13 protein-coding genes are annotated in these 24,139 nt (G+C 66.8%); 6 read left to right on the top strand and 7 right to left on the bottom strand.

Annotated features, from left to right (window positions below):
* Positions 1-936 precede the first annotated feature (936 nt).
* Positions 937-1,773 carry an MBL fold metallo-hydrolase gene (locus tag ACFQZZ_RS19485; protein WP_378682442.1) on the bottom strand — a complete coding sequence of 279 codons (837 nt, stop codon included), beginning with the start codon at positions 1,771-1,773 and terminating at the stop codon, positions 937-939.
* An 18-nt stretch (positions 1,774-1,791) separates the two neighbouring features.
* Positions 1,792-3,345: a succinic semialdehyde dehydrogenase gene (locus tag ACFQZZ_RS19480; protein WP_378682439.1), complete on the bottom strand. Its 1,554-nt coding sequence runs from the start codon at positions 3,343-3,345 to the stop codon at positions 1,792-1,794.
* A gap of 181 nt (positions 3,346-3,526) precedes the next feature.
* On the opposite strand from ACFQZZ_RS19480, the gene ACFQZZ_RS19475 reads away from it, so the two are divergent.
* Genes ACFQZZ_RS19475 through ACFQZZ_RS19460 form a run of 4 tightly spaced genes read left to right on the top strand, consistent with a single transcriptional unit; the run spans position 3,527 to position 16,121 of the window.
* The gene (locus ACFQZZ_RS19475; protein ID WP_378682437.1) at positions 3,527-10,282 is read left to right on the top strand and encodes an SDR family NAD(P)-dependent oxidoreductase; all 6,756 of its coding nucleotides are present in this window, start codon (positions 3,527-3,529) and stop codon (positions 10,280-10,282) included.
* 32 nt (positions 10,283-10,314) lie between these two features.
* Entirely contained in the window at positions 10,315-13,749 is a 3,435-nt protein-coding gene (locus ACFQZZ_RS19470; RefSeq protein ID WP_378682434.1) for a type I polyketide synthase, read from the top strand.
* A gap of 52 nt (positions 13,750-13,801) precedes the next feature.
* Entirely contained in the window at positions 13,802-14,779 is a 978-nt protein-coding gene (locus ACFQZZ_RS19465; protein ID WP_378682431.1) for an AfsA-related hotdog domain-containing protein, read from the top strand.
* A 10-nt stretch (positions 14,780-14,789) separates the two neighbouring features.
* A complete protein-coding gene (locus ACFQZZ_RS19460) occupies positions 14,790-16,121 on the top strand; it encodes an FAD-dependent oxidoreductase (protein WP_378682428.1) in 1,332 nt (443 codons plus the stop codon).
* A 60-nt stretch (positions 16,122-16,181) separates the two neighbouring features.
* Here ACFQZZ_RS19460 and ACFQZZ_RS19455 read toward each other — a convergent pair whose 3' ends face one another.
* Complete coding sequence (locus ACFQZZ_RS19455; RefSeq protein ID WP_378682425.1) at positions 16,182-16,982, bottom strand: BTAD domain-containing putative transcriptional regulator; 801 nt, start codon at positions 16,980-16,982, stop codon at positions 16,182-16,184.
* Positions 16,983-17,109: 127 nt separating this feature from the next.
* A complete protein-coding gene (locus ACFQZZ_RS19450) occupies positions 17,110-18,702 on the bottom strand; it encodes a long-chain-fatty-acid--CoA ligase (RefSeq protein WP_378682422.1) in 1,593 nt (530 codons plus the stop codon).
* 234 nt (positions 18,703-18,936) lie between these two features.
* On the opposite strand from ACFQZZ_RS19450, the gene ACFQZZ_RS19445 reads away from it, so the two are divergent.
* The gene (locus ACFQZZ_RS19445; RefSeq protein WP_378682419.1) at positions 18,937-20,049 is read left to right on the top strand and encodes a methyltransferase; all 1,113 of its coding nucleotides are present in this window, start codon (positions 18,937-18,939) and stop codon (positions 20,047-20,049) included.
* Here the strand turns inward: ACFQZZ_RS19445 and ACFQZZ_RS19440 are convergent.
* Positions 20,035-20,271, bottom strand: coding sequence for a hypothetical protein (locus ACFQZZ_RS19440; protein ID WP_378682417.1), 237 nt, complete (start codon positions 20,269-20,271; stop codon positions 20,035-20,037). The genes ACFQZZ_RS19445 and ACFQZZ_RS19440 overlap by 15 nt on opposite strands.
* Before the next feature lie 178 nt (positions 20,272-20,449).
* On the opposite strand from ACFQZZ_RS19440, the gene ACFQZZ_RS19435 reads away from it, so the two are divergent.
* Positions 20,450-21,616: an alpha-hydroxy-acid oxidizing protein gene (locus ACFQZZ_RS19435; protein WP_378682414.1), complete on the top strand. Its 1,167-nt coding sequence runs from the start codon at positions 20,450-20,452 to the stop codon at positions 21,614-21,616.
* On the opposite strand, the gene ACFQZZ_RS19430 is transcribed toward ACFQZZ_RS19435, so the two are convergent.
* Positions 21,606-22,238 (bottom strand): TetR/AcrR family transcriptional regulator, encoded by a 633-nt coding sequence (locus tag ACFQZZ_RS19430; protein ID WP_378682411.1) that lies wholly within the window; start codon positions 22,236-22,238, stop codon positions 21,606-21,608. The genes ACFQZZ_RS19435 and ACFQZZ_RS19430 overlap by 11 nt on opposite strands.
* A gap of 26 nt (positions 22,239-22,264) precedes the next feature.
* A complete protein-coding gene (ctaD, locus tag ACFQZZ_RS19425) occupies positions 22,265-24,055 on the bottom strand; it encodes a cytochrome c oxidase subunit I (RefSeq protein WP_378682408.1) in 1,791 nt (596 codons plus the stop codon).
* Between the last annotated feature and the right edge of the window lie 84 nt (positions 24,056-24,139).

Here is a 24,139-nt window from a genome sequence, read left to right as displayed (position 1 = left end):
ACGCCGGAAGTCGTGGGCGTGCCTCGCAAAGCTGTGGAAGACCAAACTGTCGTCCGAACACCCCGCGTCACAACCGCACACCCCGTATACCGGGTGTGCGGTTACAGCACGGGGTGTGAGGACGGATTTCTCTACCGCTCGAGAACGCAACCACAGCCAGTCCTCACGCCGGAAGCCGTGTGCCTGCCTCGAAAAGCTGCGGAAGACCAAGCCGGGTACGGCACCCGACGCGCCCAGCACTGCCCCCGGCAAAACCACGGGGAGGCAACCAAAACTGGGGAGCGCGCCCTGGGTTCAGTAAACCGAGCTCACCACCCTGACGTGCCCCGTGCAACTCACCGAGGACAGCCCGAGCGTTTGGGAGCGTGCCCTGGATTGGTGGACCGAGCACGCCTGACCTGAGGTGGCCCGCTGGAACTCACCGGAGTAGGCCAGAGCTGTGGGTAGCGTGCCCGGTTTGATAAACCGAGCTCACCTTCCAGCGGTGTTCCGGGCAGTGCTGGGCACGTCGGGTGCCGTACCCGACCTGGTCTTCCGCAACCTGGGTAGGCAGGCCACGGTTTCCGGCGTGAGGACTGGCTGTGGTTGCGTTTCAGGCGCTTTAGGTGGTGAAGGCAGCAGGTGTTGGGGAGCTTGTCCTGGGTTGGTGGCCCGGGCTCACTTCCTGGCGGTTGTTCGGGGCAGTGCTGGTGCGTCCTGTGCGGTACACCCGGCTTGGTCTTCCGTGGCCCTGAGCAAACAGGCATACGGTTTCCGGCGTGGGGACTGGCTAGGGTTGCATTCCAGGCGCTTTAGGCAACGAGCTGGTGCTGGTGTTTGGGGCTTTGGTTGGTCGCCATTCTCTGCCGTCGGTGTTTGGTGGCAGGTCGGTCGGATCCGAGATCGGCTTTGTTGTCAAGAATCGGCTCGGCCAATCACGTTGTTCCACAGGCTAGTTCACCGCTTGGCTGGGTTATCGATTGTGAAGGTGGTGCCGGGGGTCGCGTAGTCGATCCGGCCGGAGTAGCGAGTGGTGGCGCGGGTAATGGCTTCGGTCGGGGTGAGGAAGGGGCTGATGTGGGTGATGATGAGTCTGGTTGCTTTGGCTGCGGTGGCGGTGTTGCCCGCGTCTTCTGGGGTGTGGTGGAGCGGTTCTTCGTCGGTGGGGTGGTCGATGAGGTCGGCTTCGCACAGTAGGACGTCGGAGTTGGCGGCCAGGCTGGTCAGGGGTGCGCAGGGTGCGGTGTCGCCGGAATATGTCAATGATCCGGCCGCGGTGTCGATGCGCAGGGCGAAGGCGGGCATGCCGTGTGTGACGGCGCTAGTGGTGAGGGTGAGTGAGTCGAGTTGTACTCGGTGGCCGTCGTGGAGTTCGTGGATCTTGAAGGCGGATTCGATGGGGCTGCGGACCGGGGTGTTGGTGAGGAAGTGTGCCAACCGGTCGGCGATGCCGGGCGGGCCGAACAGGGGGATCGGGGCGGGGAGGCGGATGTCGCTGTAGAGGGCGCCGTAGAAGGCGGTCAGTAGGTCCGCGCTGTGGTCGGCATGCAGGTGTGAGATCCAGATCGCGTCCAGCTCGTCCAATTGGGTGTGGCGGCGGAGTTGGGCCAGTGTTCCGGTGCCCGCGTCGATCCAAACTCGGGTGTCGCCCGCGGACGCCAGGTAGCCGGTGCCCGCGTCGATCCAAACTCGGGTGTCGCCCGCGGACGCCAGGTAGCCGGAGCACGGGTTGTCCGGGCTCGGGTACGGTGTCGCGGATCCGAGGATCGTGAGATGGAGTGGGTCGCTCGTCACCTCGGGCAGTCTAGGGCGCTACCTGCCGGGTAGCTTGGCGATGAGCTCGGCCATCGGCACCTGGCCGCGCTGCCATCGTTCGGGCGACAGACGCGGCGGTGGATCGAGGTTGACCAGCAGGGCAGTCGCGATCGTCTGGGGTTCGGTGTATTTGAGCAGCCCGTCGGGACCGTGACGGCGACCGAGGCCCGAAATCCCCATGCCACCCATGGGGGCGGCCGGTGCCGCGGCGGCGACGGCGTAGCCCTCGTTCACATTGACCGCGCCGCAACGCAGTCGGCGGGCAATGGCTTCGCCACGCGCGGGCGTTGCGGCCCACACGCTGGCCGACAGGCCGTACTCGGTGTCATTGGCCTGGTCGACGGCCTCGTCGACGTCGGCGCACGGGGTGATCGAGACCAGTGGACCGAAGGTTTCCTCGCGGCTGCAGTCCATTTCGGAGGTGACGCCGGTAATCACGGTCGGCTCGAAGAACAATGGACCGAGGTCGGGGCGGGCATTTCCGCCGGTGAGTACCCGCGCGCCTTTGGATTTCGCGTCCGCCAGGTGTTTGGAGACGGTGGCCAGTTGGTCGGCGGAGCTGAGACTACCCATGGCGGTGGTGAAGTCGTAGCCGGCACCGAGGGGCATGGCTTCAGTGGCGGCGACGAACTTCTCGGTGAACTCTTCGGCGACCGCCTGCTCGACATAGACGCGTTCGACGGACAAGCAGAGCTGGCCCGCATTGGAGAAGCACGCTCGGAGTGCGGCTTTGGAGACCTTGTCGAGGTCCGCCCCCGCGGTGACGATCATCGGGTTCTTCCCGCCGAGCTCGGCGGAGCAGCCGATCAGGCGATCGGCGCATTGCCGGGCGAGCAGGCGGCCGGTGGCCGAGGAGCCGGTGAACATGAGGAAGTCGCAGTCGTCGACGATGGCGCGTCCAACGGTTGATCCGGAGCCGGGTATGACCGCGAACAGTTCGCGTGGCAACCCCGCTTCGTAGAGCAGCTCGGCATTCGCCAGGGCGGCGAATGGTGTTCGGGCGGCCGGCTTCAGTATGACCGCATTGCCCGCGAGCAGTGCTGGAATCGAATCGCCGATGGCGAGGAACATCGGGTAGTTCCACGGTGCGATCACACCGACGACGCCTTTCGGCTGTGCGTGCACGCGCACCCTTGTCAATCCAGGGAGCGGTCCCGGTACTCGACGCGGTTTCAGAAATTTCGGGGCCTTGCGCGCGTAATACCTGGAGCTGGCCAGGATTCCGAGAATTTCTTCTTGTGCGGTCCACCTGGCTTTGCCGGTTTCGGCCTGAATGATGTCCATCAACAGATCTCGACGTTTCAGTACCAGCGACCGATAACGCTCGATGATCGCGACCCGATCGCGCACCGCCAACTCCGACCAATCGCGTTGCGCCGCTGTGGCATCGGTACACGCCGCGTGTACATCGTCGGCATCGCCGACCGGGACATGACCGAGCGTATTCCCGGTGAATACCTCGTCGATCGTGGTCGTCGGGCAGCGGCCGATATCGGTGACCGAGGCCAGCCGTCCCAAACGCTGGAAAACAGTGGATTCCGGCACCGGCATCAGCACACTCCTGCCTCGCTGCGCACCCGAATGGAATGGGCGCCCTCGAAAGGCAAACTACCGCGCGAATGAGCGGGTCGGACTCGGCGGTGGCCGGACGATTACCTCATGGTGGATAGCCACAGACCGTGCCCTCTTTACCTTTGTCATCAGGTGGCGCAACCACATTCGAGGAGTCCAGATGTCACAGGCGAATGGTGAAAACGGCGCGGCGCAGGTGCGAGAGGAACTGGCGCACCGAACCCCCGACGAACAGCGGCGCCTGCTGCGTGATCTGGTGGTCCGGGAGGTGACGGCCGTGCTCGGCGCCGTCGCGCCGGAGGTCATCGATGTGTCGACGTCGTTCCAGGACTTGGGCTTCGACTCGCGATCGGCGGTCGCGCTGCGTGACCGACTGCACGCGGCAAGTGGCGTCGAACTGACCGCCGCGATCGCCTTCGACTATCCGACGATCGAGCGCCTGGCCGGCCTGCTCCGGATGCGGCTGCTCGGTACCGGCAGCGAACCTGCCGGGCCCGCGGACGCACCGCTGTCCGATCCCGAAGAGCCCATTGCCATCGTCGGCATGGCCTGCCGCTATCCGGGCGGCATCGCCTCGCCCGAGGACATGTGGCGGATGCTCGTCGAAAACCGCGAGGTGACTACGGACTTCCCTCCGGAGCGGGGCTGGGACGACGCCTACGATCCCGAACCCGGTGCGGAGGGCAAGACCTACGTGCGTACCGGCGGTTTCCTCGACGGCGCGGACACCTTCGACGCGGACTTCTTCGGGATCTCGCCGCGTGAGGCGTTGGCGACCGACCCACAGCAGCGGTTGCTGCTCGAGGTGTCCTGGGAAGCGCTGGAGCATGCGCGAATCGACCCCGGCTCGATGCATGGCAGCCGCACCGGCGTGTACGCCGGAATGTTCGGCAACGACTACGCCGACGACACCGCGCCCGCGGAGCTGGTGGGATACGTGATGACCGGGATGACGGGAAGCGTTGCCTCGGGCCGGATTTCGTACTCGCTCGGCCTCCAGGGCCCGGCGCTCACGATCGACACCGCCTGCTCGTCGTCACTGGTCGCCCTGCACTTGGCCGCGCAGGGGTTGCGCAGGGGTGAGTGCGATACCGCGCTCGCCGGTGGCGTCACCGTAATGGCGAAGGTCGCGCCGTTCGTCGCCTTCAGCATGCAGCGTGGGCTCGCCCCTGACGGTCGATGCAAGTCCTACGGAGACGGCGCCGACGGCACCGTCTGGGGCGAAGGTGTCGGAGTGCTTGTGCTGGAGCGGCTTTCGCGGGCCCGTGCGCATGGCCGTCGGATTCTCGGCCTGGTGCGTGGCACCGCGGTCAATCAGGACGGCGCGTCGAATGGTCTGGCCGCGCCGCACGGACCCGCCCAGGAGCGCGTCATCCAGGACGCGCTCGCCGATGCCGGGATCACCGCCGCCGAAGTCGATATGGTCGAGGGCCACGGCACCGGGACGGTACTCGGCGATCCGATCGAGGTGCAGGCGCTGCTGTCCACCTACGGCCGGTTGCGGCCGAGCGATGGCAGCCCGCTGTGGCTCGGGTCGATCAAATCGAACATGGGACATACCCAGGCCGCCGCCGGCGTCGCGGGAATCGTGAAGACGCTGCTGGCGATGCGGCACGAAACATTGCCGCGCACATTGAATTCCGAGACGCCGACCGACCACGTGGACTGGACCGAAGGCAACGTGCGCTTGCTCGCCGAGCCGCAGCCGTGGCCGCGCCGGGCGACACCGCGCCGTGCCGCTATCTCGTCGTTCGGCATCAGCGGAACCAACGCCCACGTCATCATCGAGGAACCGCCGGTCGAGGAAGAGTCCGAGTCGGGACCGCCGCAACGGATTACGTTGCCAGTGACGCCGTGGGTGCTGTCGGGGCGCACCGACGCCGCGGTGCCCGCCCGAGCCGAGGGGCTACTGGCTCTGCTGAAGGAGCACCCGGACACCGACCCGACCGACATCGGATACTCATTGACGACTACGCGGTCGGAGTTCGAGCACCGCGCCGTACTGCTCGGCGCCGATCGCACCGAACTGATCTCGGCACTGGAATCGCTGGCAGCTCAGCAGGACTCGGCAAAGGTGCAGCGCGCGGTCGCGGGACGCGATGTGCGCACCGCGGTGCTGTTCCCCGGACAGGGTGCGCAGCGGGTGGGCATGGGTATCGGGCTGTACCGGGCATACCCGCTGTTCGCCGAGATCTTCGACGAGGTGTGCGGGCAGATCGACGCCGCCAATCCGGACTGGACGGTGGGCCTGCGTAGCGTCATCTTCGCCGAGCCGGGCAGCGAGACGGCCGCATTGCTGGATCACACCGAGTACACCCAGCCCGCGCTGTTCGCGATCGAGGTCGCGCTGTTCCGCCTGCTGCAGTCCTGGGGCGTGAGCCCGGACTACCTGGTCGGCCATTCCATCGGCGAGATCGCCGCGGCCTTCGTGGCCGGGGTGTGGTCGCTGGCGGACGCCTGCACATTGGTCGCCGCGCGGGGCAGGCTGATGCAGGCGTTGCCCGTGGGCGGCGCGATGGTCTCGGTCACCGCCGAAGAGGCCGAGGTGGTCGAACTCATCGGTGGCCGGATCGACAGTGTCGGTATCGGTGCGGTGAACGGACCACGCTCGCTGGTGCTGTCCGGCGACGAGGACGCTGTCGAGGAGATCGCGGCGAGCCTGGCCGAACGCGGCGCCAAGACCAAGCGACTCGCGGTCAGCCATGCGTTCCACTCGCCACGCATGGATCCGATGCTTGCCGAGTTCGAGCGGGTGTGTACGGGCCTGACCTATCACAAGCCAACCATCCCGATCATTTCCACGGTCACCGGCGAACCTGCCGGTGACGATGCATTGTGCTCGGCTGCCTACTGGGTCGGCCAGGTTCGGCAGCCGGTCCGGTTCATGGCGGCCGCGCAGCGACTGATCGGTGCCGAACGGGTCACCGTCGCGTGGGAGGCAGGTCCGGGCGCGGCACTCACCACACTGGTCCACCAGACGGCCGCGGCCGCGGACAAGCCGGTGCCGACTACCAAGCCGGTCCTGCGCATACCAGGAGACGACGGTGAAGTCTTGGGTCTCGTCGGTGCGCTCGCGGCCGGATATTGCGCTGGGGCGCAGCTGAATTGGTCCGAGATGTTCGCGGGCAGCGGCGCGACGGTGGTGGACCTGCCGACCTATCCGTTCCAAGGCGAGCGTTTCTGGTTGCAGCCCGCCGGTGTTGCCGACGTGCGCCAGTCCGGTCTCGAGGATGCGGCGCATCCTCTGCTCGGTGCCGTCGTCCGGTTGCCGGCATCCGACGAGATCATCTGCACCGGAAGGCTTTCGCTGCGCACCCATGCCTGGCTGGCCGACCACGACATCGGTGGCGCCGTGCTGCTGCCGGGCACCGCGTTCGTCGAAATGGCCTTACACACCGGTGCATTGGTGGAGTGCACTCGACTCGCCGAACTGGTGCTACAGGCACCGTTGTTGTTGCCTGCGGCTGGTGCCATCGAACTGCGGGTCGTCGCGGGGGCCACGGAGGACACCCGTGGACGGTCGTTGAGCATCTATTCGCGTCCGCAGGCCGAGCCCGACGCCGAGCAGTCCGAATGGACTTGTCATGCCGTTGGTGTCATCGAACCAGCCGCGGAGACGGCAGCGGAGTCGGCCGCGGCGGATTTCACCGTCTGGCCACCGCGGGGTGCGGAGCGCGTCGAGCTCGAGGGCGGTTACGAGGACCTGGCCGCAGCGGGCTACCGATATGGTCCGCTGTTCCGGGGCTTGACCGCGTTGTGGCGTCGAGGCGAAGAGCTGTTCGCCGAGGTGGATCTGCCCGAGCACGGCAGGTCCTCGGCCGAACGCTTCGGCGTGCATCCCGCCCTGCTGGATGCGGCACTGCACGCCATTGCCCTCGGAGCGCCCCCGGAAAGCGACGGCGAGGTGTCGGTTCCGTTCTCCTGGGAAGGGGTGTCGCTACACGCAGTGGGCGCCTCGTCGCTGCGGGTGCGGCTGAATGTCTCGGCGCCGGACCGTATCGCGCTCACCCTTGCCGATGCGAGCGGCGGCCCGGTTGCCGAGGTAACGGCGCTGGCATTGCGGGCGCTGCCGCGTGAAGCGCTCGCGATCAAGTCGGCGGCGGGTGCGGATCTGCTCACCGCGATCTGGACGACGGTGCCCCGCACCGAGACCGTGTCGGTCGAACACCCCTGGGCACGGCTGGGCGACACGACCGAGCCCGGCGTGGAGACGGTGACTGTGGCCGGACAGCAGGCCGCTGTCGTGTGCGCGCCTGCCGGTGTGTCCGAGTACGCCACGCCGGAATCGGTGCGCCAGTGGGTCGGTGGCCTGATGACGACTGTTCAGCGGCTGGTGACCGAAGACGCCGCTGCCGGAAGAGTCCTGGCGGTAGTGACCCGACGCGCGGTGGCCGTGCACGGCGCCGAGACCCCCGATCCCGCGGGTGCGGCGGCCTTGGGCCTGCTGCGCAGCGCGCAGAACGAGAACCCAGGCGCGATCCTGCTCGTCGATGTCGACGAACTGGCCGACTACCGGGACGCGGTCGAACAAGCGCTCACGGTGGCGACCGAGCCGCAGCTCGCGGTGCGTCGGGGCGGACTGCACGCGGCGCGGCTGAGCCGGTCGGGCGGCGATGTCATCGAGGCGAATCAGCCGCTGGACGCCGGTGGTTGGCGGCTGCTTCCACTCGGCAAGGGCACCCTGACCGCCGACAACCTCGCGCTGACAACGGACCCCGACGCCGCGACACCCTTGGCAGCGGGCCAGGTGCGGGTGGCGGTACGCGCGTCGGGCGTCAACTTCCGCGATGTGCTGATCGTGCTCGGCATGTATCCCGATCCGGACGCGCCGATCGGCGGCGAGGGCGCGGGCGTCATCGTCGAAGTCGCCTCGGATGTCACCGAATTCGTGACCGGTGACCGCGTGTTCGGGTTCCTTCCGGTGGTCGGTTCCACCGCCGTCGTCGACCGGCGGCTGGTGGTGCCGATGCCGCGCGGCTGGTCGTTCGCGCAGGCCGCGGCGGCACCCGTCGTGTTCGCGACGGCCTACTTCGGACTGGTAGACCTCGCCGCGCTGCGGCCGGGGGAGACCATGCTGCTGCACGCCGCGACCGGCGGTGTCGGCATGGCCGCGGTGCAGCTTGCCAGGCATCTCGGCGCCGAGCTGTTCGTCACGGCGAGCAAGCCGAAGTGGGATGTGCTGCACGGCATGGGATTCGACGACGGCCACATCGGTGATTCGCGCACGCTGGACTTCGAGCAGCAGTTCCTCGCCGCGACCGAGGGCCGTGGTGTCGACGTGGTTCTCGATTCGCTGGCCAATGAATTCGTCGACGCGTCACTGCGATTGCTACCACGCGGCGGACGTTTCATCGAGATGGGCATGATCGACCGACGTGACCCGGGCACGGTCGCGCAAGACCATCCCGGCGTCCGCTACCGCGCCTTCCATCTGATGGACGCGGGTCCCGACCGGCTGCAGGAAATCATGACCGAACTGCTCGTGCTGTTCGAGTCCGGCGTGTTGCAGCCGATTCAGGTCACCGCATGGGATGTGCGTGAGGCGCCGGAGGTATTCCGGTTCATGAGTCAGGCCCGCCATATCGGAAAGAACGTGCTGACCATCCCGGTGCCGTGGAATCCAGCGGGCACGGTGCTGGTGACCGGTGGCACCGGTGGTCTCGGTGCGGTGGTGGCCCGGCACCTGGTCGCCGAGCGCGGAGTACGCAACCTGGTGCTGGCCAGTCGCCGTGGTCCGGCCGCCGAGGGCGCGGCGGAGCTGGCCGCCGAAATGATCGCGCACGGTGTGCAAGTGGAGATCGTCGCCGCCGATGTGGCCGATCCCGAGGCGGTATCGGCGCTGCTCGCCACCATCCCCGCGGAGCACCCGCTGACGGCGGTGGTGCACACGGCCGGTGTCATCGATGACGGCATGTTCGAGTCGATGACCGCCGCGAACCTGTCCACCGTGTTCGGCCCCAAGGTCGACGCCGCGCACCATCTGCACGAGGCGACCAAGGATCTCGATCTCGCGGCGTTCGTGCTGTATTCGTCGATCGCGGGCGTGATCGGTGGACCCGGCCAAGCCAACTACGCCGCGGCCAACGCATATCTGGACGCACTGGCCCGGCGCCGCCACCTCGCGGGACTACCGGCGACCGCGCTCGCCTGGGGTGCGTGGCGCGGCGCGAGCGGCATGACCGCGCAGTTGGGCGACCAGGATTGGGCGCGGATGCGTCGCGAAGGCATGCTGCCCATCGATGACGTCCACGGCATGACGCTGTTCGAGGCTGCACTCGCCGGTGGTCAGCCCGCCGCCGTGGCGGCCAGGCTGGATATGTCGGTGCTCTCGGCCATGGACGCGGCCGACCTACCGGCGATGCTGCGTGGCCTCGCTCGTTCGTCACGGCGCGCCGCGGCCGCCCGGTCCAGCGAATCGGCGAAGTTCGCGGCCGGACTGATCGGGCTCGGTCCCGCCGACCAGGATCGCGTCATCGTCGAGGCAATTCGCGCGCAGGCCGCGGCCGTGCTCGGGCACCAATCGCCGGACGCGATCGATGTCGAACGCCCCTTCCAGGAACTGGGTTTCGATTCACTCGGCGTGATGGAGTTCCGCAACCGGGTCAAGTCGGCGGTCGGCATCAACCTGGGAACGACGGTGGTCTTCGACCATCCGACGCCCGCCGCGTTGGCGGCCTACATCCGCCAGGAGATCGCACCGGCCGACGATGCGCCCGCCCGCATCAAGTCCGAGGTGGAATCGCTGGCACGCAGCTGCGCGGGGGCGGAGCTGGATCCCGACGATCGACGCGATATCGCCACCCGCCTGCGGGCCGTGCTTCGCGAACTCGACGGCGTGCCGGACAACGAAAGCATCGGTCACCTCGCGGCGGCCGACGACAGCGAACTATTCGAGTTCATCGACCAGCTGGACTGACGGTCACCACAGTCGAGGGGAGGTGGATCGTGATGGCCGAGGACGAACAGTTACGGGAGTACCTGCGACGAGCCGTGCGGGAACTGCACGAGACCAGACAGCGGCTGCGCGACCTGCGAGCCGAACAGACCGAGCCGATTGCCATTGTCGGGATGGCCTGCCGGTTTCCAGGTGGCGTTCGCTCACCGGAGGAACTGTGGGAGCTGATCGCCGCGGAGCGCACCGTGGTGTCGGAGTTCCCCACCGATCGGGGCTGGCGCCCGGCGTCCGCGCACGACGAGCCGGGGATGCAGACAGTGGGTCGCGGTGGATTCCTCGACGGCATGGCCGATTTCGACGCCGGATTCTTCGGTGTGTCCGAACGTGAAGCCGGGGCAATGGACCCGCAGCAACGGCTGCTGCTCGAGGTGTCGTGGGAGGCGATCGAGCGTGCCAGGATCGACCCGACCACGTTGCGCGGCACCGACACCGGAGTGTGGGCCGCGGTCAGCGACATGACCTACTCGGAATGGTCACCGGACTGGGACGGATTCGACTCGTACTACGTGCTCGGCAACCAGGCCAGCCTCGCCACCGGCCGGATCAACTACGTGCTCGGTCTGGAAGGCCCCGCCGTCACCGTCGACACCGCGTGCTCGGGAGCGTTGGTCGCGCTGCTGCAAGCTGTCGAAGCCCTGCGCGGCGGTGGGTGTTCGCTGGCGGTCACCGGCGGCGTCACCGCCATGCCGTTGCCGTCGCCGTTCGTCACCTTCTCCCGTCAGCGGGCGCTGGCGCCGGACGGCCGCTGCAAACCGTATGCGCAGTCGGCCGACGGGACCGCGTGGTCCGAGGGCATCGGCATGTTCGTGGTGGAACGACTCTCCGACGCTCGGCGCAACGGTCACCAGGTGCTCGCCGTGATCCGTGGTGGCGCGATCAACTCCGACGGCGCCTCCAACGGCCTGACCGCACCCAATGGGCAAGCGCAACAACGAGTTATCCGGCAGGCGCTGGCAAACTCCGAACTGTCCGCGGCCGACGTGGACGTGGTCGAGGGCCATGGCACCGGGACACCGCTCGGTGATCCGATCGAAGCGCACGCCCTGCTTGCCGCCTATGGCCGGCATCGCGACCCGGAGCGGCCGGTGTGGCTCGGGTCCGTCAAGTCCAATATCGGCCACACCCAATCCGCCGCTGGGGCAGCGGGATTGATGAAGGTGGTACTGGCGATGCGGCGAGCGGTAGTGCCCGCGACGTTGCACGTCGATCGACCCTCGGGGCACATCGATTGGGCGACCGGCGGAGTCCGGGTGGCAGTCGAATCGCGACCATGGCCGGAGACGGGACGGCCACGACGAGCCGGGGTTTCCGCGTTCGGATTCAGCGGCACCAATGCGCACGTCCTCGTCGAGTACGACCCCATGGGGATCTATTCGGGCGAGGTCGGGCCGAACTCGGGCACCGAGGGTGAGCGCGCTTCCCGCCAGGTAGAGCAGCTTCCGCTCTACCCTTGCGTACTGTCGGGTCGAACGGCACAGGCATTGCGCGACCAGGCGGCCCGCCTCGACACCATTGGTCCGGACCTGGTTCCGGCCACCGGTGTCAACGGGATTCAGCCGACCGGTGGTGCCGGGACTCTGCCCGCTGGTGGTGTCGGGATTCACGGCACCGGCGGCGCTGGGAATCAACCCAGCCTCGACGCACCCGCTGCGACAGTCGGCGTCGCGGACATCGGGTTCTCGCTGGCGACCACACGCACGGTGTTCGATTACCGGGCGGTGCTGTTGGCCTCGGACTATCAGTCGTTGCGGGCGTCGGCGTCGGCGGCGGCGATGGGCGCGGTGGACGGGTCGGTGGTGGTGGGGACCGCTACTCCCAGCCGAAAGCTTGCGCTGCTGCTTCCCGGTCAGGGTAGCCAGCGGGCTGGCATGGGACGACAGCTGTACGAGACATTTCCGGTCTTTCGTGCAGCGTTCGATGAGTTGTGCGCCGCCTTCGGCGCCCATCTCGACAAGCCGTTGCGCGCGGTCGTGTTCGGAGCGGATACCGAAGCAGTGTTGGATCGCACCGAGTACACCCAGCCCGCGCTCTTCGCCGTCGAGGTCGCGATCTATCGGCTGCTCGAATCCTGGGGTCTTGCACCGGATTTTCTGCTCGGTCATTCGATCGGCGAACTTGCCGCCGCGCATATCGGCGGCGTGTTCTCGCTGACCGACGCGGCGGCCGTGGTGGCGACGAGGGGTCGGCTGATGCAGCAACTCGGCCCGGGAGCAATGCTCGCGGTGCGAGCCACGCTTGACGAGGTCACCGAATCGCTTGCCGGATACGACGGGCAGTTGTCGGTTGCCGCGAGCAACGGCCCGAACGCGACAGTGATCTCCGGCGATCCGGACGCTATCGCCGCGTTGGCCAAACAATGGCGCGGACGGGGTAGACGGACGCGGCGGCTGCGGGTCGAGCGCGCCTTTCATTCACCGCATCTGGACGGTGTGCTCGACGAGTTGGCCGCGGTCGTCGCCGAGGCCGAACTGAGGCCGTCGTCGATTCCGTTGCTGTCCAACGTCACCGGCGAACCGGTTGTCGCGGCGGAGATTTGCTCCCCCGTGTACTGGGTCCAGCAAGCCCGCCGAGCCGTGCTCTTCCACGACTGCATGCGTTACCTGATCGGCGCGGGGGTCGACACGTTCATCGAGATCGGCCCTGGTGACGTGCTTTCCGGCATGAGCTACGAGTCCGCGGGCGACGGCCATTGTGTGTCGATGCCCACGCTGGGCAACGGTGAACTCGAACCACGTGGCCTCTTACGCGCGGCAGCAGGTGCGTGGGTGCGCGGTATCGCGATGGACTGGGCAGCCGTCTTCGCCGAATCCGGCGCCCGCCCGGTCGATCTACCGACCTATGCCTTTCAGCATCGCCGGTATTGGCGTGGCACCCAACACTATTGGTGCGACGGCGAGGTGAGCGCCGCGCCGCTGCACGACGGCGGCAGCGAACCACGCGAGCCTGTCGTCGACGGCGGGTCGCCGAACGATGCGCCAGACCACAGTGCCGAGCTCCGCGCGCAACTCGCGGCGCTACCGGAGCCGGAGCATGCGGCTCTCGTGCGCGCCGCAGTGCGGTCCCAGATCGCCGCGATCCTGGTCGACCGCACCGACGCCGGGGAGATCGACGACGACACCGGTGTCATCGCAGCAGGTCTCACCTCACTGTCGGTGCTCGAGCTGCGCAACCGCCTGAACGCGATTGCCGGGACGGCCATTCCGATCGATGCCTTCCTCGCTAACCCCACGCCGCGGGCGCTAGCCGCCCTGATCCACGCCGAGCTCGCCGGCTCGGAGTCCGGCGGTGGCGAGCCTGTCGGCGTTTCGCGACCGGTCGCCGCACTGTCTGGATCCGAACTGACCGGCGCGATAGCGGCGAGCGCCGGAATCGGTGGTTCGGGGCTCGAGCCGACGCCTGCCGGACCGATGCCCCGGTCGGCGGTGTGACATGCCGATGCCGGAGAAACTCACCACGCCCGCCAGGGGGATCGGAGACTCCATGCGTGTGCCGTCACCGGAGCCGACCAGCACACCGCGAACGGGCGGACTGAGTTTCGAGCAGACCGTACCGTGCTCGCTCGCGCATCGTCGTTGCCTCGGTGAGGTTTTCGTAGCGGACACCGTGGCTTCGGGGCCGGGGGAATACCTCGCGGCCATCCAGATCCCGCGCGCGCATTCGCTCTGGTCGGACCACCTGGCCGACTACCACGATCCGCTGGCGGCGGTAGAAGCCATTCGCCAGGCCATGACGGTGGTCGGGCATCGCTATCAGGGCCTGCCCTTGGGTACGGCGTTCAGTTTGCAGCGGATGACGGCCGAGGTCGAGGACCGCAGCGCGCTGCGGAACACCGGTACGGCGCCGCTGGAAGGGATCGTGCGGATCCGGAGCGAGCTCGGGTCGGGCGGCGGCCCGGGATATCTTGCCGATCATTCCTTCGATGGCACCTTGACGGTCGGGGTGGGCACGGCGCTGACGGTCCGGGGGAGCGGTGTCGCCTTCCCGCCGGAGACTTACGCCGAATTCCGAGCCCATCAGCGGCGCGACCGTTCCGGGCCGGTGGTCGATGTGAGCGCTGCGGTACCGGTGCCGCCGGAACTGGTGGGGCGCAGGGACTCCCGCAATGTCGTTGTCGCCGAGGTCGGCTCGGTGCTCGAGCTCGTGGCCGACCGGCGGCATCCGTCCTTCTTCGACCACCCCTACGATCACGTCCCAGGACCGCTGATGCTGGAGGGCTTCCGCCAGGCGGCGCTGGTGGCCGCGGGTGCTCCGTTCGCGCTCGCGGCATTCGAAGCGAACTTCACGGGGTTCGCCGAGCTGGATGGCTCGCTGACTTTCACCTGTCAGGTCGAGGCCGACCCCGATTTCGGCGCCGATGCCGAGCTGACGCTGAGCCAGTTCGGCATCCAGATCGCCGACTGCCGAATCGAACTCACGACCTATCCGTCCGAAGCGCACTCATCCGACGCGCAGAACTGAGGAGACCGCGATGGAAAACCCAACCTCGTCCGGCAGTCGGCTCGCCGTCGTCGGCGCCGGTATCGCAGGCATGGCCGCCGCGCTGCGCCTGCACAAGGCGGGCTATGAAGTCGAATTGATCGAGCAGATGGATGTGATCGGTGGCCGTTTCGGTCTGGACCGGCTCGGCGAGCGCACCGTGATGACCGGCGGCAAGAACCTCGGCCGCAAATACAGTGCGCTGCGCGGGTTCCTGGCGGAGCTCGGCGCGACTGACTACGAGGAGTTCGGCATCAATACCTCACGGGTGTTCGACGGCAAGCTGATGACGTTGGACAGCAAGCAGAGCGGGTGGGACAAGATGCGTCGGCTGCGCCGCCTCGCCCCCCTTCCAGATCTGCTGAAACTCGCCTATCTCGGATTTCTGGTGCGCCGCGCGGAGGAGAACCGATTCCTCGGTTCGGCGGCGTTCGTCAGGATCGCCGCGCGCAACGACGACAAGCCGCTGAGCGCGCACTTCGGCGCCCGGATCGTACGAAATATGTTCCGCCCCATGAATGTTCGGATGAACGGCGCCGAACCAGACGAGGTGTATCTCGGCACCTTCGGCACGAACCTTTCGATGATCATGGACACCTACGACCAACTCACCGAGGGCATCGCTCCGGTCACCGACCAGCTGTCGAAGCTCGTCCACGTCCGTACCGGCGCGCGGGTGGAGCAGGTGATCACCGGCGACGGCGAGGTGATCGGCCTCGGTATTTCCGACAATGGTGGACCGGTGATCGAAAACCGTTACGACGGAGTGATACTCGCTTCGCCCGCCTACGCCACCGCCGAGATCGTCAAATCCGGCCTACCCACATTGAGCGAATTATTGATGGAAGTCACGTATTTCCCCGCCGCGGTGGTGCTGGTGGAGTACGACCGCCCGGTGTTCGATGCGGAAGTCCGTGCCATCGTCCTGGACGACGGACCGTGCAGCAACGCCGGTGTATACGGCATCAACGACCTGCACATCGTCCGCTACACCTTCAGCGGCCGCCTGGCGCGTCCCACCCCGACCGACGATGTGCTCGACGCGTGGATCGACGAAGCCGAACGGCGGATCACCGGCTTGCTCGGTGTCGACCATGTCGAACGAGTCAACGTGTGCAAGCGCATCTGGGACGCCGCGTACTGCGCTTATGTCCCGTTCCACGGCGAGTTCCTGTCGAAGGTGCACGCTGAGGTCGCCGCGACTCCAGGCCTCGAATTGGCTGGCGACTACCTCCGCGGCGCGCCCCTCGAGGCCGCATGCCGCTCTGGCATCGAGGCCGCGGAGATGCTGCTGGCACAACTGCCCGCCGCGGTCCCGGCGTAGGCCCCACCGCACACGCTGTGGCCTGCGATTCAGGTGTGGAGATCGAAGGGTGCGCGCTGGTCAGGCGGGCGAACGGAATGCGCGAGGGTGCAACGAGGAGTCTTGGGCGAGGATCTGTTGGTGCAGGCGTTGCAACTCACGGCCGGGTTCGATGCCGAGGGTGTCGACCAGCGCGGCGCGGGAGCGGTGGTAGACGTTGAGTGCGTCGCCTTGGCGGCCCGACCGGTACAGCGCGAGCATGTACTGGCGATGGAAGCCTTCGCGCAATGGTGCTGTGGTGGTGAGCAATTCGAGTTCCGGGGTGATCTCTCGGTGTCGGCCGCACGCGAGTTCGGCGTCGAAGCAGTCCTCGTAGGCGTTGAGGCGTTCGTCCTCGATGGCGGTGAGCTCGCTCCACAGGATGCCGTTCTCCACCAGGTCGGCGAGTGCGTTGCCCGACCACATGGCGATCGCCTCCCGAAGGTGCAGCCTGCCGCGGGCGACGGCGCCCGCGTCCAATTCGGCTCGGCCGAGCCTGGTCAGTGTGCGGAAGCGGTGCAGGTCGACCGATTCCGGGTCGACGCGCAGTCGGTAGCCGGGCAGTTGGGTCAGTAGCGCGGTCGAGCAGAGCCCGGGTTCCGATGCCGGTTCGCCCTCGACGGCGAGCACCTTGCGGATGGCCGACACCGCGTTCTGCACGATCTTGCGCGCGGTCGGCGGCGGATCCCCGTGCCACAGCGCAGCGCGGATCCGGCTGGTCGGTACGACCTTATTGTCGTGTAGGAGTAGATATCCGAGCACGGCCCGGCGGGTGACCCCGCCGAGATCGATCTCGCAGCCGTTGGCGCTGATGTCCAGCGCGCCGAGCACACGGAATTCCATTGTGCCGCCTCCCGGTTCGTCCACTGTCGGGTACTCACCAAGGTGTATCAGCACCGGCTGGCGGCGAGGTACCCCTACGTTCGGGACCCTTATGCCGGTCGTGCTCGGTTTGTCGGACCCGGAGGGCTCAATTCACCGCGCGCTCGCGACCCTGCCAGAACTGCTCGCGCAGTTCGCGGCGCAGGATCTTGCCGCTGGCATTGCGGGGCAGGGCGTCGACGATGGCGAAGTGCTGTGGGTGTTTGAAGGAGGCGAGCTTGTCGCGCAGGAACAACGCGAGCTCACGGGGTGTCACCGACTGGCCGGGCGTGAGCGCGACGAAAGCATGGATGGTCTCGCCCCAGCGGGCGTCGGGCGCGCCGACCACCGCGGCCTCCCGCACCGCCGGGTGCGAGACGATCACGTTCTCTACCTCCGCCGGATAGACGTTCTCGCCCGCCACGATGATCATGTCCTTGATGCGATCGCTGATGAACAGGTAGCCGTCGGCGTCCAGATAACCAGCGTCACCCGTGTGGATCCAGCCATCGATGAGGGTGGCCGCGGTGGCCTCGGGCCGGTTCCAGTACTCCACCATCGGAGCGGGGCCGTGCACCACCACCTCACCGACTTCGCCGGGCGGCAGCCGATTTCCGGCCTTGTCGAGCACCGCGATCTGCGCGCCCCGATACGGGAACCCCGCCGAGCGCAGCCGTGGATTGCCGAGCCAATGGTCCTGTGGCGGGAGAAACGCGATCGGGGTCGCGGTTTCGGTCATGCCGTAGAACTGCAAGAACTCACAGCCGAAACGCTCCATGCACTGGGCGAGCATGTCCTCCGGTATCGGCGATCCGCCGTAGGCGACCAAGCGCAGGTCGGCGAAATCCTCGTCGCGCACTCCCGGCTCGATGAGGATGAGCGCCAACATGATCGGCACGCCGTAGAGCGCCGTGACTCCGCGGTTCCGGATGGCCCGCAGCGCGAGGCCGGGCGTGTACTCGGGCAGGATCACATTCACGATACCGTCGATGAGTCCCTGTACCACCCATGCCAGCCCGGCGATGTGGAAGCCGGGAATGATCACCAGCGCCACATCGTCCTCGGGGACCTCGAGCCATGCCATCTCCGACCCATGCCGCACGTCACGCACCGCGAACAGGCTCTGCTGTGACACCACGACCCCTTTCGACTTGCCGGTCGTTCCGCTGGTGTACATCTGAAGCAGCGGATTCAGCCGCGATGCCTCGAACTCCGGCGCGGAATCCGGCTGTCCGGCATGCCATTCGGCGAAGCCGGCACCGGCGACACCGTCCCGGTCCATGCCGAGCACGGTGATCTCACCTGGCAATCGCGCCAGCGCACCATCGGCGTCGGCCGCGCTGCCCGCGTCGACAAAGAGCAGTCGAGCGCCCGAATCCCCGAGAATATGTGTGAGCTCGGCAGCGGTCAGCCGCCAATTGATCGGTACCAGAACGATTCCGGTGCCAGCCGCCGCGATCAATAGTGCGTAGAACAGTTCGCTGTCGCGGCCGAGATAACCGATACGGTCACCCGGCCGCAGCTTCTCGGCCAGCAGCGCGTTGGCCACCTGTCGGGAGATCCGATGCAGCGTCGCATAACTCGTCACTCGGTCGCCGCAGACAAGGGCCACCGCGTCCGGCCGATGCGCCGCATGCTCACCGATCACCGTCGGAAGTCCGATCGTGCCGGGGCTGGTTTCCGTTGTGGACTGCATGATCATGGCGCGCTCCCCACGGGTGTGATGCGGACGAAATCACGGTATCTGCCAGTGGTAATCGATCAGTAACCATGAAATATGTTGGTGGCAGCGATGTTTGATGCGTATGCGGACGTATGTGCGGTACATAGGGGTCGGTGATAGGGGTTGGCCCGGGCCTGCCGCTGGGGTGCCATGGTCGCGGAAGCCTCATCCAGCACCCGGCGGGGGTGGCCGCGATGTACGGAGGAGACAACGATGTACACGCCGAAAGTCATGCCACCCCCGCGAATTACCCACGCCATCGAATGGGCTCGCGGCAAGACGCGGCGGCTCATCCAACGTGTCGTACCCGCACCGCTCGGCGTTCTGGAGCTGGCCTCCGGCTGGATGATGACGCAGGCGCTCTGCGCCGCGGCCGCGCTCGGCATCGCGGACGTGCTCGTCGACGGCCCACGCTCGGCCGACCGCATTGCGGCCGAAGTCGGCGCCGACCCGGACGCCACCTACCGATTGCTACGCGCGCTCGCCGGTCACGGGGTGTTCATCGAGCTGCCCGACCGCTGCTTCGCGCTCAACTCGATGGCCGACACGCTGCGCGCGGACTCGCCACGGACGGTGCGGCCGGTTTTGCTGATGGTGGGCCATCCGATCGTCTGGGCGGCGCGCGGGCAACTGGTCGAATCCGTCGCGACCGGACGATCCGGCCACGAATTGGCCCACGGGATACAGGCATTCGATCAGATGGCCGCGAATCCCGAGCTTGCCAGCGGCTTCAACGATGCGATGCGGGTGACGACCCAGATGGCCGAACGGGCGATCCTGTCCGCCTACGACTTCTCCCGGTTCGCGCGGATCGTCGATGTCGGCGGCGGCAGCGGATATCTCTTGGCGGCGATCCTGCGCTCGGCGCCGCGCGCCAAGGGCATCGTCTACGACCTGACGGCGGCCACCGCCGAAGCCGGGAAGATCTTCACCGGCGCCGGTGTCACCGAGCGGGCCGCGATCGAGAACGGTTCCTTCTTCGACGCCACTCCGGCGGGCGCCGATGCCTACGTGCTCAAACACATCATCCACGACTGGCCCGACGAACAAGCGCTGCAAATCCTGCATTCGGTGCGCAGGGCGATCGCGCCGCGCGGACGGCTATTGCTGATCGAATGTGTGGTCCCGCGCCGCAACAGCGCGCATCTGAGTGTGTGGCTGGACATCGAGGTGATGCTCGCCATCGGCGGCCGGGAGCGCACCGGCGCGGAGTACACCGAATTGCTCGCTCGCGCGGGCTTCCTTGTGCGGCGGATTGTGCCGACGATCGGCCCGCATTCGATTATCGAGGCGGTCCCGAACCGATCGGGACTACCACTCACCTAGGGTCGCGGGGTCTGCCAGCGCACCCTCGGCGGTCCGTAGCCGGTCGGTCACCGCGGTGAGCAGGTCCATGGACTCCTCCGATAGACCGAGCGCATGGCGCACCAGACGGCGCAGCGGCATGCTGGTGATCTGACAAACCAGGGCGGCGTCGTGGTCACTGTGTCTGTCGAGGTAGTCGGGATCCACGGCGGGGTACTCGCAATCTGTTTCAGTTCCGGACACCACCTGGGATGGCCGGTCGGCCTGCGGAACTGTGATGCATCGCACAGTCTGCTTGCGCTGCGCCGTTGTCGAATGGTTCGCGACTTCTCCGCCCTTGATGATGGACAGTAGCGTCTAATATTCGGCAATGGAGGCTCGGCCCTCCTATCGTCCAGCTGAACGAAGGAAAGGCGCAACGATGGCGTTCGCCGATTATCAGAACGAGATCTATTTCGGCGCGCTGGGCGGGCATCCGCCCGAGTTCCCTGCCGACTATGCCACGCTCGAGGCAAAGGCCGCCGCCGCGCTGCCCGAGTCCCTGCATTCCTACATTGCCGGTGGTGCGGGCGACGAGCTGACGCAGCGGCGCAACGTGGACGCTTTCGCGGACTGGGGCCTGGTGCCGCGCATGCTGGTCGGCGCGACCGAACGCGACCTGTCGGTCACCGCGTGGGGACACACGTTCCCCAGCCCGATCTTCATGGCCCCGGTCGGCGTCATCGGGCTGGTCGGCGACAAACACGGCGACATCGCGGTCGCACAGGCCGCCGCGAAAACCGGTGTCCCCGCGGTGTTCTCCACGCTGATGGAGGACCCGCTGGAAGAGGTCGTCACGCATGCCGGTGCGACCCCCAGTTTCTTCCAGCTCTACACACCCAAGAATCGCGACCTCGCCGCGAGCCTGGTGAGCCGGGCCGAGGCGGCCGGCTATCGCGGTATCACGGTCACCCTGGACACCTGGATTCCCGGCTGGCGTCCGCGCGATCTCGCGACCGGTAACTTCCCGCAGCTGCGTGGCCACGTACTGAGGAACTACACATCTGATCCGGTGTTCCAGAAGATGGTGGGGTCCGACGACCCGCAGACCATCATCCTGAACTGGATTCAGACCTTCGGTAACCCACTGTCCTGGTCGGATCTGGAGTGGCTACGGTCCTTGACCGACCTGCCGATCGTGCTCAAGGGCATCTCGCATCCCGATGATGCCCGGCGCGCCATCGACCAGGGCGTCGACGGTATCTACTGTTCGAATCACGGTGGTCGGCAGGCCAATGGCGGACTCAGCGCGCTGGAGACACTGCCCGCCGTGGTAGCGGCCTGTGATGACCGCGTGCCGGTGCTTTTCGACTCCGGGGTGCGATCGGGCACGGACGTGGTCAAGGCGCTGGGGCTCGGCGCCACGATGGTCGGCATCGGCCGTCCGTATGTCTATGGCCTGGCACTTGCCGGGGTGCCCGGTCTGGTCCACGTGTTGCGGATGATCCTGGCGGAGGCGGACCTGTTGATGGCCGTCAACGGCTATCCGGACCTGGCCACGGTGCGGGAGAACATTCGGGCGACGACGAATGGTCGTGCTACTCGCTGACGCTCGTCAGGCTGGTCAGGAATCGGGTGAGCACCTCGATGACTGCCACGAGATCGGTGCGCGAGTCGCCAGTGCTCCACTGGTGCACAAGGGCGTTCAGCGCGCCGACGAATCCGGTCGCCGCCGCGCGGTAGCCGCCCGGCGGGATGAAGTCCGGTCCGAGGGTGCGCTTGCACTGATCGGCGAAGAACGTCATCCACACCTCGCGCTGATCGATACGGTGCTGTTCGACCCGCTCGCTGACGCCGACGATCTCGATTTGCGAGATCCGGGCCCGGCGTGGATCGCGCCCGAGCGATTCGGCATAGGCCCGCACGGTGGTCTGTGCCCAGCCGACGCCGTCACCGGGTTCAGTAAGGTCAACGGCCTCGGCAACCGCCTGCCTCGCTTCCTCCTGGATCATGTCGAAGACGGCGAGCAGCAGATCCTCGCGGTTGTGGAAGTGCTCGTAGAACTGGCTGCGAGCAAGGCCCGCCGTCCGGCACAGCGCGGTGATCGAACTGTCCTGATAGCCGCTCTCACCGAATACCTCCAGACCCGCCGCGAGGAACTGCGCACGTCGCTGGGCCCTGCGATCTGCGACAGGAAGCCCGTCGTAGGTGCGGGGGGTGGGCGCTGTCACGGCACGACCCTAGCGAGCATGGTCGGCTACGGTGCGGAGGCGTCCGGCGCGGAGGTGTCCGGAGTCGGCGCATCGGGCTCGCCGTCGGCGCTGATCGGCGCGGGTTTCTCCTCTTGCAGTGCGGTGGCGTGCCGCCCGGCGGCTCCCCAGCCGCTGTACGCCTCAGCGCGCATCCGCTCGACCATGTGCGGGTAGTGCAGCTCGAACGCGGGACGCTCCGACCGGATGCGCGGCAGTTCGTAGAAGTTGTGCCGCGGCGGCGGGCAGGTGGTCGCCCATTCGAGCGAGTTGCCATAACCCCACGGATCGTCGACGGTGACGACCTCGCCGTAGCGGAAACTCTTGAAGACGTTCCAGATGAACGGCAGCATCGAGGCACCGAGAATGAACGACCCGATCGTGGAGATCATGTTCAGCGTGGTGAAGCCATCGCTGGGCAGATAGTCGACATACCGGCGCGGCATGCCCTGGGCGCCGAGCCAGTGCTGCACCAGGAAGGTGGTGTGGAACCCGATCAGCGTGGTCCAGAAGTGCCACTTGGCCAACCGCTCGTCGAGCATCCTTCCTGTCATTTTGGGGAACCAGAAATAGATGCCCGCGAAGGTGGCGAACACGATGGTGCCGAACAGCACGTAGTGGAAGTGCGCTACCACGAAATAGCTGTCGGTGACATGGAAGTCGAGTGGCGGCGACGCCAGGACGACGCCGGAAAGACCACCGAAGAGGAAGGTGACGAGGAAGCCGACGGAGAACAGCATCGGTGATTCGAAGGTCAGCTGCCCGCGCCACATGGTGCCGATCCAGTTGAAGAACTTCACCCCGGTCGGGACCGCGATCAGGAAGGTCATCATCGAAAAGAACGGCAGCAGCACAGATCCGGTGGCGTACATGTGGTGCGCCCACACTGCCATCGACAGTGCGCCGATCGAGATCGTCGCGTACACCAGCGTGCTGTATCCGAACAGCGGCTTGCGGCTGAACACCGGGAAGATCTCGGTGACGATCCCGAAGAACGGCAGCGCGACGATGTACACCTCGGGATGGCCGAAGAACCAGAACAGGTGCTGCCACAAGAGAACTCCGCCTGTGGCCGTGTCGTAGATGTGTCCGCCGAGATGCCGGTCGAACGCCAGCGCCATCAACGCCGCCGTCAGAATCGGAAACGCGAGCAGCACGAGAATGCTGGTGACCAGAATGTTCCAGGTGAAGATCGGCATCCGGAACATGGTCATACCCGGCGCGCGCAGGCAGACGATTGTGGTGATCATATTGACGCCGCCGAGGATGGTGCCGAGCCCCGACACCGCGAGACCCATGATCCACAGGTCCGCACCCGCGCCGGGCGCGTGCTCGAAGGTGCTCAACGGGGTATAGCCGGTCCAACCGAAGTCCGCGGCGCCACCCGGGGTGATGAACCCCGCGGTCGCCATGGTCGCACCGAACAGATACAGCCAGTAGCTGAACGCGTTCAGCCGGGGGAACGCGACGTCGGGCGCGCCGATCTGAAGTGGCAGCACGGCATTGGCGAAACCGAACACGATCGGGGTCGCATAGAACAGCAGCATGATCGTGCCATGCATGGTGAACAGCTGGTTGAACTGCTCCGGCGAGAGGAATTGCATACCCGGTCGCGCCAGCTCGCCGCGCATGAGCAGAGCGATCAAGCCGCCGATGAAAAAGAAGGTCATCGCGGTGGTCAGATACATGACCCCGAGCACCTTCGGATCGGTGGTGGTGATCATCTTCCAGAGGTAGGAACCCTTCGGCCCCACCCGCTGCGGATACGGTCGAACAGCTTCTATCGGAGTTACGCTCACGGCCGTCGCCACCTTCCCAAACGCCGACCAGCCTGTGACCGGATTATGCGCCTTTTCGATCTCCGAGATGGGCGCTTTCCGCCA

The organism is Nocardia sp. GCM10030253 (assembly GCF_042675075.1).
Classification (GTDB): Bacteria; Actinomycetota; Actinomycetes; order Mycobacteriales; family Mycobacteriaceae; genus Nocardia.
This window is presented reverse-complemented; position numbering and strand designations above follow the sequence as displayed.

Excerpts from the sequence above, each read along its gene's own strand:
- ACFQZZ_RS19465 (WP_378682431.1), top strand. The coding sequence starts at position 13,802 with ATGCGTGTGCCGTCACCGGAGCCGACCAGCACACCGCGAACGGGCGGA.
- ACFQZZ_RS19450 (WP_378682422.1), bottom strand. The coding sequence starts at position 18,702 with ATGATCATGCAGTCCACAACGGAAACCAGCCCCGGCACGATCGGACTT.
- ACFQZZ_RS19475 (WP_378682437.1), top strand. The coding sequence starts at position 3,527 with ATGTCACAGGCGAATGGTGAAAACGGCGCGGCGCAGGTGCGAGAGGAA.
- ACFQZZ_RS19455 (WP_378682425.1), bottom strand. The coding sequence starts at position 16,982 with ATGGAATTCCGTGTGCTCGGCGCGCTGGACATCAGCGCCAACGGCTGC.
- ACFQZZ_RS19480 (WP_378682439.1), bottom strand. The coding sequence starts at position 3,345 with ATGCCGGTGCCGGAATCCACTGTTTTCCAGCGTTTGGGACGGCTGGCC.
- ACFQZZ_RS19460 (WP_378682428.1), top strand. The coding sequence starts at position 14,790 with ATGGAAAACCCAACCTCGTCCGGCAGTCGGCTCGCCGTCGTCGGCGCC.
- ACFQZZ_RS19470 (WP_378682434.1), top strand. The coding sequence starts at position 10,315 with ATGGCCGAGGACGAACAGTTACGGGAGTACCTGCGACGAGCCGTGCGG.
- ACFQZZ_RS19445 (WP_378682419.1), top strand. The coding sequence starts at position 18,937 with ATGTACACGCCGAAAGTCATGCCACCCCCGCGAATTACCCACGCCATC.
- ACFQZZ_RS19435 (WP_378682414.1), top strand. The coding sequence starts at position 20,450 with ATGGCGTTCGCCGATTATCAGAACGAGATCTATTTCGGCGCGCTGGGC.